Below are 13,673 nucleotides of genomic sequence, written 5' to 3' on the forward strand. Positions count from 1 at the left end.
CGCGTAGTACCTGATCGTCTCATCTTCGAACATCATGGTCGCTTATCCCCTGGCTGCATTGACTTCCTGCTTCGATCGCATGCCCACTCTCGAATCTTTTGGTTCCCCGTTTGAATGCACGCAGAATTCCGCTTGCGATCCTGGCACGAGATTCTAGCAACAGGATGCCTTCGTGCGCCAGCAATGGCAAGCACTCTTTTTAGTGAGGAAGCTTATCGTGCAGCCTTCTATTTCGGTTTGGAAGAAGACTTGGTCTTTTTGCCTGAGCTCTTCGTAGAGCTGTGGCTCGTCTTTTTCGAACTTGAGGAGCTGGAAGAGGGATGCGTGCTTTTTGACGTGCGTGAAGAACTCCTGTGTGTTCGACTGTGCGGTGCAAGCCTGACCGGTTCGGCCACAGCAAGCGTGTGCCCGACTTTTACGGTGTTGGAAGAGAGATGATTCCATCGCCGCAGATCTTCTACGGAGACATTGAAGCGATCTGCCACGGTGATGAGCGTATCGCCGCGCTGTACCTTGTAATGCTGCGAATGGCTGACAGTTGCGACGGTGACCGGCACGACCAGTTCATCGCCTTGTTCTGGAGGATCGCCCTTGGCGATATCGTTCGTCTCTGCAATTTCTGTCGCTCTGGAGTGCAGCAGGGTCGCGATCGATTCGAGCGATTCACCCGCCTTCACAACATGGAAGCGCCAGGTCGAGCGCTTATCGACGGGGATCTGTTTGACGCGCGTCTGAAAGGCGTCAAGCGTGCCGGCAGGGATATGCAGATCGAAGGGAACATCCTGCGGAGTGGTCATGCGCAGCAGACTGGGATTCAATGCCACAATCTCCTGCAACGAAGCTCCCGTAAGGTCGGCCACGAGCGGGAGATCGATCGCATAGTCGACTGTAGTGGTATCGGAGATGACCGGCGGATCGGGAACGAGCTTGTCGAGCCCATACTGGCTTGGGTTCTTCGCCATGATTATGGCTGCGATGATACCGGGCACGTAGTTCCGGGTTTCGGCAGGCAGCACTCCCCGACGGTACAGCTCCCAGAAGTCCGCATAGCCGGTTCGCATCACAGCGCGCTGGACGTAGCCCGGACCCCAGTCATAGGCAGCCATGGCGAGATACCAGTCCCCAAACTGGTTGTAGAGCGACTTGATATATCGAGCATAGGCGCGAGAAGACTTCTCCGGATCGAAACGCTCATCGACCCATCCGTTTCGTGTAAGTCCATAGGCTCCCGCGAATGGCATGAACTGCCACATGCCACCAGCACCCGAACGCGCATTGAGAGCCTGGGGCTGGAAACCTGACTCTGCAACCGCAAGGTAGATGAGATCCTGCGGAACTCCTTCCTCGCGCAGAATCTCCGAGATCCTTGCCTTGTACTTGCCTGCACGCTCCAAGGATCGCAACAGATGTGCGTGACCGGCAGAGTTGCTGGAGAAGTAGCTGATGAAGCCGGCGACGTAGTCGTTTACGACCAGTGGGAAGTCCGACTGTGTGGTCTTGAGTTCGGCGGCCAGCTGAGCCGTGAGTGCAGCATTGGGAGGAAACGTAACTTCATTTGCGGTATCGAGAGGAGCCGCTTCGATGGCTGGGGAGAGGCCGTTGCCCTGCTTTAGAGCGGCAATCTCCAGTGAGTTGACAGCATCCAGCAGATGTTCGAACTCGTCATTCAATTGCGGATCGCTCTTGAGGTCCAGGCCGCTGGTCAGCATCAGGTCGACGGCTGAGTCGAAATCCGCGCGCGCAGCCTCCAGATGGCCATTGCGATAGTTGCTCACACCGCTGCGATAACTCTGCTCGGCCCGTGCGATGAGCTGCTGAGCCTTGTAAGCCGCGGCGGAGTCTTCGACTGTCTGCGCAGTCGTGTGTGCCGCGCCTGACTGCGCTCCGCTCGATTGGGACACTCCTGCAACTGCAGGCGCTGTGCGCTGCGCGGAGACCTTCCCTGGAGCTGCCGCCTGACCCGTCTTGCCCTGAGGACATCCCGCAAGCAGAAGCAACGGCGTACACGCGATAAGCAGCGCTCCACGCCGCAATAAGTTGTTCCCTTCAGACCAATGCATCGTTCCTGCTCATTGTATGACGTCGCGACTGCTAAAACTGGAGCAGTCTTTCACTTCAGCGGCACCAACTCGGATCCGAGTGATCGCTCACGCTGATATCATCGGTAGATTGAGGCATTACGTAACTCCGTATGGATCCCAGTCACATCCGTAATTTCGCGATCATCGCGCACATCGATCACGGCAAGTCCACGCTGTCGGACCGGCTTCTTGAGCTGACCGGCTCGCTGACCTCCCGGGAGATGCAGGCCCAGGTTCTGGATGCGATGGATCTGGAGCGTGAGCGCGGCATCACGATCAAGGCTCACACGGTCCGCATGGTGTACAAAGCAAAGGACGGAGAGACTTATCAGCTGAATCTGATCGATACTCCTGGCCACGTGGATTTCAGCTACGAGGTCTCGCGCTCACTGGCTTCCTGCGAAGGAGCCCTGCTGATTGTGGATGCCTCACAGGGCGTCGAAGCTCAGACCCTCGCCAATGCGTACCTCGCTATCTCCAACGGACTCGAGATTATTCCTGTCATCAACAAGATCGACCTTCCCAGCGCGGACATCGACCGTACGAAAGAGATGATCGAGAAGTCCGTCGGACTTCCTGCGAATGATGCGATTGCCGTCTCGGCGAAGACGGGCCAGAACGTCGACGAGATTCTCGAAGCAGTCGTTCACCTGCTGCCCCCACCCAAGGGCGACGCCGAGGCACCGCTTCAGGCGTTGATCTTCGACTCCTGGTTCGATCCATACCGCGGGGTTATTGTGCTTGCCCGCGTGATCAATGGCCGGATGCGTAAGGGACAGCGCATCAAGCTGATGTCGAACGGCAAGATCTTCGACATCGAGAGCATGGGCGTCATGACTCCAAAGCCGGTTGAGCTCAATGAGCTCTCCGCCGGAGAGGTCGGCTTCTTTGTAGCGACGATCAAAAATGTCGCCGATACGAAGGTGGGCGACACCATCACCGATGTGGAACGCCCTTGCGCGCAGGCACTTCCCGGTTTTGAAGACATCAAGAGCATGGTCTTCGCCGGGCTCTACACCGTAGACTCGCACGAGCATGGCCTGCTGCGCGATGCGCTCGAGAAGCTTCGTCTCAACGACAGCTCCTTTAACTTCGAGCCGGAATCCTCGGTAGCTCTTGGCTTTGGTTTTCGCTGCGGCTTCCTCGGTCTCCTGCACCTGGAGATTATCCAGGAACGCCTCGAGCGTGAGTACAACCTGGACCTGATTACGACGGCTCCCGGGGTCCGCTACAAGATCACGATGACCGACGGGTCGGTAAGTGAAGTCGACAACCCTTCGCGATGGCCCGATCCAAGCGAGATCGAACAGATCGAAGAGCCGGTGATCACGGCAAAGATCCTAACCAACGAGGAGTACGTCGGGGGGATCCTCAAGCTCGTCGAAGATAAGCGTGGCCGCCAACAGAACTTTGAGTATGTCTCAGAGACCCGGGTCATGCTCACCTATGAGTTGCCTCTGAATGAGATTGTGCTCGACTTCTACGACCGTCTGAAATCTGTCTCGCGAGGATACGCTTCCCTCGACTACCATCTCGCCGGCACCTGGGTATCTCCCATGGTGAAGATGGACATCCTGGTCTCCGGAGAACCGGTGGACGCTCTCTCTATCATCGTTCATCGGGACGTTGCCTACGAGCGCGGCAAGGCGCTGGTCTCCAAGATGCGCGAGCTTATTCCGCGGCAGATGTTCGAAGTGGCTATCCAGGCAGCGATCGGATCCAAAATCATCGCCCGGGAGACGGTTTCGGCGATTCGCAAAAACGTCATCGCGAAATGTTACGGCGGTGATATCTCGCGAAAGAGAAAACTCCTCGAAAAGCAGAAGGAAGGCAAAAAGCGGATGAAGAGGATCGGTAAAGTTGATATTCCTCAGGAAGCTTTCTTAGCCGTTCTGAAGGTAGGCGAAGAGTAGCGGGAACATGCAATTATTTGCACATCTCGCAGCGCGGAAGGTATGAGAGAAGCGGCTTAGTAACAGGCCAGTAACATATACCTGTGGAAAGCTCCCCATTGACATGCTGGCCTGTATTTGATCACGACGGTTTTGTCATTCAGCCACCTTACCCGCCGTAAGTTATCGCAGGATTTGCAGTTGGAGCTTTCATCGCTGAAAATCGCAGTCGACTTACATATAGGGAAAAGCCCTGAGCTTGGATGCCTCTCTGAAAGAGATACACAGGTTTTCCACAGAAATGCACAGGTTGTAAGATGGTGGCAAATATTTTCTTAAACAAAGAAGCGGAAGGCTTTGCCTTCCGCTTCTTTGTTTACAACCGAATTAATGGGTAGTAGACGGACGAGGTGTGGCAGGTGTTGTAGAACGAGGACGGGGGGCGGGAGTTCCAGCTGAAGGCGCAGCCGGAGGGGGAGCTGCAACCCCCGAAGAAGCATTGTAGGCTTCAACTACTGCCTGTGTGATGTCCATGTTGGGGTTTTGGCTGGCCCACATAACATTGCTGGTCTGCTGATTGCTGACATCAAGAAGCAGCGTGTAGCCGTTCTGGGAGACATAGTTCTGCACGGCGGCCGAGACCTTGCGAGCCACCTTGCCATAGGCTTCCTGAAGATCGGCTTGGTAGGCGTTGTTGGCGTCTTCCGCTTCACGATTGAGCGCCTTTTCCTTGGTGTCGATGTTCTTCAGCCGCGTCGCACGCTCCTCGTCACTGAGCGTAGCCGGAGCGGCCTGAAGCTGCTTTTTGAGCGAATCGACTTCTTTTGCCAGAGTGTCGATCTGAGCCTTCTTGGGCTCATACTTCTTCTGCATCTCCTGGACAGCGCGCTGGCCCTCATTGGTAGCGAATACAGCCTGTTCAAAGGCGATAAGCGCTATCTTGGCGGGTACCGCCTGAGGTGGCGCTGCCGAGGTGTGAGCTGAAGCGGGCGGGGTCGTGGGAGCAGCCGACGCGGGAGCCTGGGCCATTGCAGCGGAGGTCGACAGTCCCGCACAGATAGCGGAGACGAGAACGAGGTTGCGATTCATGCGATGTTTGGTGCTCCTTCAGGGTCGTTCCAGATGGTCCGGCGGTTACGGATACTTGCCTTGCCGAAGCCTTCAAATGTTGATGTGCTTATTTGGACGTTCTCGGCCGCGCTGCGGGAGCAGCCGAGCGGGATGGCGAGGGGGCGGACGGTGCAGGCGCGGCCACTCCGGAGCTCGCGTTATACGCGTCTACTACTTCCTTTGAGATGTCGGTTCCTGGCGCCCACATTAGCGTCAGGCCACCCTGCTGCTGTCCATTGTTATCGAGCAACATGGTGTATCCATTTTGCTGGACGTACTTCATCACGACAGGGCCAAGTTTCTGGGCGACTTTGCCAATCGCCTCCTGCACATCGGCGTTGTAGGCGTTGGAGGCATCTTCCGCATCGCGTTGATATTGCTTCTGCTTGACGTCGAGTGTTCGGACACGCGTGGCGCGCTCGTCCTCCGGCAAATTGGCCGGAGCGGACTGAAGCTGCTTCTGCAGGGTATCGATCTCGGCGGCCAACGCATCCAGGGCTGCCTTCTTGGGCTGATACTTAGTCTGAACCTCTTCCAGAGCCCGCTGTCCCTCATTCGTCGCGGCGGCCACCTGCTCGTACTCTATGATGGCGATTTTGGCGGGCATCGCCTGGGGTGCAACTGGCGCAGGGGCGGCAGTGGTTGCCTGGGTGGTGGAGGAAGCGGGATTTGATGCACCTGTGACCTGCGCGAGACTGGCCGCAGGCGTAATGACCGCAGCAAGGGCGGAGGCTAAAGCAAGGGTACGATTCATGCGGTGTTTGGTGCTCCTTCAGGGATCCCTCAGAAAATCATTTGACCTTGGGCGCGTCAGCCGCCACCCTCGGTCTAATGGCACAGCATCCGCTCGATGATACACGCGCTCAGAAGCGCAATCACCTATACCTCGACCATCCGGAGCGACCTGCCACCGGCTGGGAGCGAGAGGGCTGCCAGAACAGGTCGATTATAGGACTGCCCTCGGAAGCGGTCAAACAGAACCTACCCCGGTGAAAATCCAAAATTATGGAGTTCCCTCCGTCAAGAGCACCGATTTTCTGGAGCCGCAGCTTTCAGAAGGTGCGGAAATGACTGAAGAAGCGTATTTCTGTTTTGGAATTCGAATTGCACTCTATGTCTTTGTGTCGGCGTGCGGAGATGCCGTAGTGACCTCCGTGGCATCAGGCACATCTATTGTTCCCGAAAAGATGTCAGGCCCACGTCGGCGCGACCACGGAACGATCGATCGGACTCCTTGGAGTCGCAACTTGGGAGGCCAGTGACTGGCCATCTGATAGGAGAAGCCGCCTCGATGGGGTGGCTTCCTCGCTTTCGCGCAACTGCCTCCGTGACGGCGTGCTCTCCAAACGTGTAAAATTGCACTATAATCCGCACAGGATGCTTGCAAAGCACAAGCCTTTCCGCGTACCCTGTGTCTGCCTCACCGAACTGGCCGTGGGTTCCGATCCTGTGTACCGACGAAAACAGTTCCTGGAATGTAGAGGCATTCGATAGAGTGCATCGGCGCTGCCGGGCAATGTTTCTTAGATGAAAGGGTGAAAGGAACGGCCGATTCATGGCGTTCCGTCCGTCTGAGCCGGAGATAAGCTGGCCGACGGAGAGTAGCGGCAATAGAGAAGTCCGTTTTTTTGAGTACAAATTGAGACCGTTTCCTCCGACGCTGCAATACGGGTTTAGCCCTCACTTCGCTCTTCTCGCGAAGTGGTCCGACCCCGTTGTCGTGGGAGTGAATCGCTAATTGCGCTGTGGCGCAACAGGAAGTGGAAGCATGACTTCAGAGCAGAATATACCCGAGGTACAACCGTACCAGGGTTCCGCGGTTACCCCCGCCCAGGAGGGGGATTCGCAATATACCGCTGCGCAGATTGCACACGGTATGGGTCAGTCCAAGAGCAGTCGACGCAGACGGCGCAAGCGCAAGAACAAGGTGGACGCCTCGAGCCCACAGGCAACCAGCGATCAGGCCGGACAGGTATCTGGAATCGAAGCTTCCGCGCAGCCTCAACCTGCGGGCCAGCCATCTCAGAGTGGCGGCCAACAACAGCAGGGAACGGGAGCGAAGCGCTGGAAGAAGAAGTTCCGTGATCGTGATCGACCGCGCGGCTCGCAAAATCCCGGGAATGCTCAAGAGTTCAACGTCAATGGACAGTCACGCGACACTCATCAGCCGGGGAATAATGCATTCAAGCGCTCCAAGGGCGGCGGCGGCAAACAGCAGCGCGGGCCCCGCAGCTTTGTCGGTCCGATGGACCATAGCTACCGTGAGGTGAACGGCAACTTCGCCGACTCTCCTCCGTCCACCATCGAGACCGGCAACTTCCGGCGCTCGAATGGAAACAGTGGCCGTTCGTACGTCAGCGACTCTCAGCCGATCGACTACTCTCAGGGCAAATCCATCCCAATTCCCGAGGATGCCCCGACAAAGATCTTCTTCTTCATCGAAGATCTCTTCTTCCTTGCGAAGATCCAGGAGACATCGCGCAAACTCGGTGTAAAGGTCGCCTTCGTCAAGAACGATAAAGATGTAATCACGCAGCTGACGACGGCAAAGGAAGAGGAACGCCCCGGCCTGATCGTCTTCGACCTGAACAATACAAACGCAAAGCCGCTGACACTGATTCCTAAACTGAAGTCGAAGCTCAAGCGTGGAACTTCCATCATCGGTTTCCTCTCGCACATTCAGGGTGATCTGAAGGCGAAGGCCGTGGAAGCAGGGTGCGATACCGTTATGCCGCGAGCGGCGTTTTCACAGAATTTGCCCAACCTGCTACGCCGTTACGGCGCCGTCGAGGAAGACGACAACAACTACAATCAGTAGTTGCGATCCGAGACTCCCCTCAGGCTCGTCGTCCCGGAAGAAGGCAGCGAGCAGCACTCAATTCGATGGCCTCACGGTTCGGCTCGGAGCTTCAGAGTCTAGCCTGGAGGCCATTTCATCTGGCGTCCACCCAGCAGGTGAAGATGTAGATGATGGACGGTCTGGCCACCATCCTCCGCTGTATTGACCACCACACGATAACCCTTATCAAGCTTGTTGGAGCGGGCCAAGTCGGCTGCGGTCCCCATCAGGTGTCCCAACAATGGCTCGTGGTCTGCCAGCGCCTTTGCCATTGACGTCAGATGTTCCTTGGGGATGATCAGCAGGTGAGTCGGTGCCTGGGGATTGATGTCGGGAAATGCGATGCAAAGCTCATCTTCATAAACTCGATTTGCAGGAATTTGCCCGGCGAGAATTTTGCAAAACAGACAGTCTGTATTCATCTTTCGTCTCGTTTTTCTTGTTGTGTTGGTGAGCCTGAATTATTTGACGAAATATTTGGGATGACCACCTTCAACCCATGGGTTGTACTTTGCGGCGAAGGCGGCGCGGCTTGAAACTGAGGGATGACTGAAGGTCCAGAACTCAAAAAAAGGATTTGGATTTGGATCCGTCAGCGACATCTCCCCGAGCAGCTGGAACGACTGTTGGGCGACTCTTTGGGGATCCTGAACAATCCCGTGGATGACCTCCTGTCCATATACGTCTGCGTCATGCTCATGCATTCGAGAGTAGCTATTGACGATCGGTTCGCTCAAAAAGGACAGCACCGAAAGAACCAGCAACAGAACGACCAACGCGCCCCAGTCGTTCTGCGAAGGGATGTTCCATCGCTGTCCATACTGAGCAATCAGCCAACGAACTCCGCGATAGCCAACGTAGAACTCTCCGAGTAACAGAAACCCTGAAAAGACGAGAGTCTCTGGAATGTGATTGAGCACATAATGGCCCATCTCGTGACCGAAGATGAAGCTGATCTCATCTGGAGTAGCCTTGCTAATGGAGTTATCCCAGACGACTACTCGCTTCGAGGCTCCGTAACCGGTGACGTACGCATTCAGGGTCGTCACCTTCTCGCTGGCCTTCATCAGAAACATACGGTCCGGAGGAATCTTGATGCCTCCTCGCGCCCCGACCTGCTCGAGGCGATCGACTAGTGCCGGATCCGTTCTGGCTAGCGGCTCGAACTTGTTGAACAAAGGATCTATCAGGACCGGTGCGACGAAGACAGCGATGAGGACGAGGATCATGGCGGGGATCCAGAACCAGAGCCACCATCGGTTCGGGGATCGGCGAATTACCCAGAAGAGCAGCATGACCAGCAGTCCGCCGAAGACGAAAGTCAGGAGAAAACCCTTGCCGACATCCCAGCTCCAACTTCCCCATCCCTGCACAGATTGTCCATAGACGCGAGCCATCTCCTGCCCATAGAGATCGAGCGGGAGGTTGAGAACTGTCGTAACGAGCAGAAGAGCAAACGTAAAGACGAAGCACTGACCCCAGCGATTCCTGCTTACGCGAACGGCAAAGTTTCGCATCTTTGCCACCACTCTCAAGGTCAGCAAAAGAATCAGCTGGAGAATCCCCCATCCGGTGCCGACGAAGTCGAGGATGACGCGAATGCGGGAATATTTGATCGCTCGCGCGAGTTTGTCAGGCGGTAGAGAATAGGCAGGTCTTTCCGGCGACCCGGCAGGCGATTGCACCTGGCGTCCCGAAGAAGCCGCACTTGGGGTTTGTGCTCCGAGAGCACAGGGCAGCGTCATCGTTAGAGTCACCAGCAGGCAAAAGATCAAAAACCGGAACCGCATAGATAACGTCTTCGCTCCTAAGGTGCAGTCAGTTTGCACGATTGCATTCGTTCCCGCAATCACCGTGCGATGGAAGCACCTCAACCGGCACAGTTCCGTTACACTCTGCTTCAGCCGGTTTCCCTCAAATGAAAGACGAGTCCGTCCGATGAAAAGGTCCCAAGCAGTCCTCTGCACTCTGATCGCTGTTCCTCTGTTATCCGCTTCTCCCTCGCTTCGTGCTGCCGATTCAGCTCCCTCCAGGCAGGCCGATACTGTCCTCCTGGAGGCAATGAGCGCTGAGATGCATCGTGCCATGAACTCGCTTGGCGCAACCGGAGCGGACGCGGAGAAGCAGCCTAAGCCATACTTCATCAGCTATGCAGTCAGTGACTCTGACAGTTTCAACATGACCGCGCAATTCGGCGCGATTGCTCTGTCTCGCAACAGTCGCCGCCGAACTGCCGATGTGCAGCTGCGAATAGGAACACCGGCCGAAGACAATACGCATGGCGACCATCGCGCCAGCGCATTAACGACAATTCCATTGCCCCTTACGGACGATCGCACTGCGGTCGCCCGGAGCCTGTGGTTTGCGACCAATCGCGGCTATGCCCGGGCGCTCGACAGCTATCTGAAGGTGCAAACGGAACAGCAGGTGCGTGCCAAGGAGGAAGACGCTTCAGCTGATTTTTCTTCCGAGAGGCCGACCACGGCAGTTCTCCCTGCCTCCCCTCTCCTGTCGGTCGACAGCGACGCCTGGCAGAGACGTCTTCGCGAGCTCTCCGGCCTGTTCCGCGAATATCCGGAGATCTTCTTCAACAACGTCGTTGTCCAGGCGACCACAGAGACGATGTACTTTGTCTCGTCAGAAGGAACAAAGATCGCCGCGCCCAACCAGGTCGCCCGGCTCGTAATCGTCGCACGAACCCGCGCAGCCGACGGGATGGATCTGTTCCGTGCCGAGACCTTCGAGGCGGATTCGCTGGCTCACCTGCCGGATCAGAAGATCCTTATAGAGAAGACCAGGGATATGGCCACGAACCTCGTAGCGCTGCGCACGGCCCCTGTGACCGAGCCGTATAACGGTCCAGCGATTCTCAGCGGCCGGGCATCGGCAGTGTTTTTTCACGAGGTGCTCGGCCACCGTCTTGAAGGACAGCGCCAGCGTGGCGACAATGAAGGCCAAACCTTCACCAAGCTTCTGGGGAAACCAATTCTTCCCTCTTTTATCAGCGTCGCGACGATCCCACGCAGAGGTCTCTTAATGGAGCATCCCTCAGCGGGCACTACGACTTCGACGATGAAGGACAGCCGGCACGGAAAGTAGAACTCATCAAAGACGGGACACTGGAGACGTTTCTCATGTCCCGGCTGCCGATCGCCGGATTTTCCGCCTCCAATGGACATGGCCGGGCCGAAACAGGACGGATGCCCACGGGAAGACAGGGCAATCTCATCGTCAGCTCCAGTAAAACGGTCAGCGATAAAGATCTTCGCCAGATGCTGATTGCCGAGGCAAAGCGACAAGGCAAGCCCTACGGCCTTTATTTCGAAGATATCTCTTCAGGCTTCGCCGTCACCAGCCGCCGTTCCCCGCAGGCCTTTCAGGTTATTCCCCTGGTGGTCTATCGCGTCTTTGTCGATGGGCGGCCTGACGAGCTTGTCCGTGGGGTTTCTATCGTCGGAACCCCACAGGCAGCGCTGACCCGCATTGTGGCTACCGGGAACAAGCAGGACGTCTTCAACGGCATCTGCGGAGCGGAATCCGGAAGCATCCCGGTCAGCGCCGTGGCTCCTGCCATGCTCGTGAGCGAGATCGAAACTCAACGGCAGGCACAGGGGAACGCGCGGCCGCCCATCCTTCCACCGCCTCCTGCAGCTACCGGAAAGGAGAACAAGCGATGAAGAACTTCCGAAGCTTGCCCTCCACTCCAGGCTCTCTCCTCCTGCTTCTGGCGATCATCCTGCTACCCCACGTCGGTACAGCCCAGAGCACGTCGCAGTCTAAGGTCGACGACCCCATGCTCAAAGCCATGCAGGCAGAGCTGGAACGGGAGAAAGAACAGCTCGTGCTCCCGGGTATGCAGCGGCCATACTTCATCGAGTACCGGCTTGACGACTTCTCCAGCTTCGAGGCGGTCGCCAACTACGGTGCGCTTACCCGTGAAGAGGAGGGCCGCCAGCGCGTCGTACGCGTGACAGTCCGTATAGGCGATTACAAGGTCGATTCCAGTACGGGCCGCGGCGACGGAACCGTCCAGCTCGCCCCGCAGGACAACGATCCCACCGCGCTGCGTTATGCACTTTGGACCGCCACCGACGAGGCTTACAAAAACGCGCTTCGTGACTACTCAACCAAGCTCGCCGCCCTGCAACAGTTCCAGACCTCACGTTCCGAGGACGATTTCTCCCGGCAAACCGCCACCGTGCACATCGAACCGCTTAGGAAGCTGGACATCGATCGCAAGGAGTGGGAGAAGAGGATCATCGAAGCAAGCGGTCTCTATGCAAGCGCTCCTGAGGTCAGCTCCTTCGCCAGCAGTATTCAGTACTCTACGGCGAATATTCGCGCCATGACGCTCAATCGTTACCTGATCAACACCGAAGGCACGGTCCTGCGTTCCAGCCTCAGCGGATACAACAATGCCATCAGTCTGGGCAGCCAGGCTGACGATGGCATGCGTCTGGCCCGGGATAACGGCTCAGTCGCCGTCACAGCCAGCGAGCTTGAAAGCTGGCCTGCGTTCCGCAAGCAGGTTATCGATGATCTTAAGACCCTCGACGCTCTCAGGAAGGCGCCCGTAGTGGACGCGGAAGACTATCACGGTCCCGTGCTCTTCTCCGGCGATGCGGCGGCCGATGTCATAAACCATCTCTTCCTCGACAACGTTGAGGCGGATCGGCCCGACCTTGGTACCACGGCGCGAACTCGTGGGGCCTACGCCTCCAGCTATAAGGCCAGGGTGTTGCCTGAGTTCATGAGTGTCGTCGACAATCCGCTGGAGGCGAAGTTCCAGGGCCGCTCCCTGCTGGGGTCCTACCAGGTCGACGACGAGGGCGTTCCGGCGCAGAAGGTAGACGTGGTGACCAATGGCCGGCTTGAAAACTACCTGATTGGCCGCGAACCTGTTAAGGACTTTGGGATTTCGAACGGACATGGCCGCGCTGCTCCCGGCGCACCCGCGCACTCGCGTAGTGGGGTGCTCATCTTTACTTCGTCCCATCCGCTCTCTCCCCAGGAGCTGAACAATCAGCTGCTCAGCATGGCTAAAGAGCAGAAGCGCGACGTTTACGCAGTCGAAACCATGGGAGGAGAAGCTCCTCGCCTGCTTTATCTCGTCCATCCGGATGGTAGCCGCCAACTTGTGCGGGGAGCAGCGTTTGATGAATTGGATAATCGGAGCCTTCGTTCTGAGATTCGCGCTGCGGGCAACGATCCTTATGTTAATGACTCGCTCGGTGTTCTACCCCAAACGACTATTGTTCCCAGCCTGTTGTTCGGCGACATCGAAGTGAAACGCGCGACCGAGGAGCAGCAGAAGCTGCCTTACTATCCTCCGCCTCCAGCAAAGTAAGCTTGAACCGTACACGGAAGGTCTTATGTTCGATCCAAAAACGCTGCAACTGATAACTTTGGCCGCGCTGTTTGCTCTCATCTACGCTGGTCGCCTCTCCAAAGGCTCTCCGAAGGAGACCTCGGAAGGTCTCGCATTTCCCCTTAAGCCGCTGGTGCTCTGGAGCCGCGCTCTGGTTCTTCCTGTTTATTTCGCCTTGCTGGTCTGGCCCCTCTGGAAGAGTCACCAACATATTCCCTTCTGGCTGCCTCTCATGTTCCTGGCACTACTCGGCCTGGTACTTTTCCAGATGCCGGGAACGATTGTCTTCACACCGACGGGTCTGACGCAGCGCTTCTGGCTGCGGAAAGATAAATCCATGCGCTACGACGAAATCATGAGCACACAGGTCATCGGAGCGGGAC

At 56.9% G+C, this 13,673-nt stretch carries 10 protein-coding genes and 1 pseudogene; 6 read left to right on the forward strand and 5 right to left on the reverse strand.

The annotated features are described in order from the left end of the window. Positions 1-227 precede the first annotated feature (227 nt). The gene (locus JAO29_RS22835; protein ID WP_334270594.1) at positions 228-2,060 is read right to left on the reverse strand and encodes a transglycosylase SLT domain-containing protein; all 1,833 of its coding nucleotides are present in this window, start codon (positions 2,058-2,060) and stop codon (positions 228-230) included. A 131-nt stretch (positions 2,061-2,191) separates the two neighbouring features. Between JAO29_RS22835 and lepA the strand changes: the two genes are divergently transcribed. Beyond that, positions 2,192-3,994, forward strand: coding sequence for a translation elongation factor 4 (gene lepA, locus JAO29_RS22840; RefSeq protein WP_334270595.1), 1,803 nt, complete (start codon positions 2,192-2,194; stop codon positions 3,992-3,994). A 366-nt stretch (positions 3,995-4,360) separates the two neighbouring features. On the opposite strand, the gene JAO29_RS22845 is transcribed toward lepA, so the two are convergent. Together JAO29_RS22845 and JAO29_RS22850 are read right to left on the reverse strand one after the other, a co-directional pair. Beyond that, a complete protein-coding gene (locus JAO29_RS22845; RefSeq protein ID WP_334270596.1) occupies positions 4,361-5,062 on the reverse strand; it encodes an OmpH family outer membrane protein in 702 nt (233 codons plus the stop codon). Between the two features lie 88 nt (positions 5,063-5,150). Further along, positions 5,151-5,837 carry an OmpH family outer membrane protein gene (locus tag JAO29_RS22850; protein WP_334270597.1) on the reverse strand — a complete coding sequence of 229 codons (687 nt, stop codon included), beginning with the start codon at positions 5,835-5,837 and terminating at the stop codon, positions 5,151-5,153. A gap of 1,014 nt (positions 5,838-6,851) precedes the next feature. On the opposite strand from JAO29_RS22850, the gene JAO29_RS22855 reads away from it, so the two are divergent. Continuing rightward, positions 6,852-7,901 carry a response regulator gene (locus JAO29_RS22855; RefSeq protein ID WP_334270598.1) on the forward strand — a complete coding sequence of 350 codons (1,050 nt, stop codon included), beginning with the start codon at positions 6,852-6,854 and terminating at the stop codon, positions 7,899-7,901. Between the two features lie 98 nt (positions 7,902-7,999). Here the strand turns inward: JAO29_RS22855 and JAO29_RS22860 are convergent, their stop codons facing one another. Together JAO29_RS22860 and JAO29_RS22865 are read right to left on the reverse strand one after the other, a co-directional pair. After that, positions 8,000-8,344, reverse strand: a complete 345-nt coding sequence (locus JAO29_RS22860) for a histidine triad nucleotide-binding protein (protein ID WP_334270599.1) — start codon at positions 8,342-8,344, stop codon at positions 8,000-8,002. Positions 8,345-8,383: 39 nt separating this feature from the next. Next, a complete protein-coding gene (locus tag JAO29_RS22865; RefSeq protein ID WP_334270600.1) occupies positions 8,384-9,712 on the reverse strand; it encodes a M48 family metallopeptidase in 1,329 nt (442 codons plus the stop codon). Positions 9,713-9,983: 271 nt separating this feature from the next. Here JAO29_RS22865 and JAO29_RS22870 point away from each other — a divergent pair, with 271 nt between their 5' ends. From JAO29_RS22870 to JAO29_RS22885, 4 genes and pseudogenes are all read left to right on the forward strand, one after another. Further along, positions 9,984-11,021 (forward strand): hypothetical protein, encoded by a 1,038-nt coding sequence (locus JAO29_RS22870; protein ID WP_334270601.1) that lies wholly within the window; start codon positions 9,984-9,986, stop codon positions 11,019-11,021. Then, positions 10,994-11,599, forward strand: a pseudogene (locus JAO29_RS22875) (metallopeptidase TldD-related protein); the annotation flags it as partial. The gene JAO29_RS22870 and the pseudogene JAO29_RS22875, both read left to right, overlap by 28 nt. Continuing rightward, on the forward strand, positions 11,596-13,269 hold the full coding sequence (locus JAO29_RS22880) for a metallopeptidase TldD-related protein (RefSeq protein WP_334270602.1): 1,674 nt from the start codon (positions 11,596-11,598) through the stop codon (positions 13,267-13,269). The pseudogene JAO29_RS22875 and the gene JAO29_RS22880, both read left to right, overlap by 4 nt. Positions 13,270-13,294: 25 nt before the next feature. Beyond that, a partial coding sequence (locus tag JAO29_RS22885; RefSeq protein WP_334270604.1) for a hypothetical protein occupies positions 13,295-13,673 on the forward strand: 379 nt, incomplete at its 3' end.

The sequence above is a fragment of the Edaphobacter sp. HDX4 genome (assembly GCF_036877565.1).
Classification (GTDB): Bacteria; Acidobacteriota; Terriglobia; order Terriglobales; family Acidobacteriaceae; genus Edaphobacter.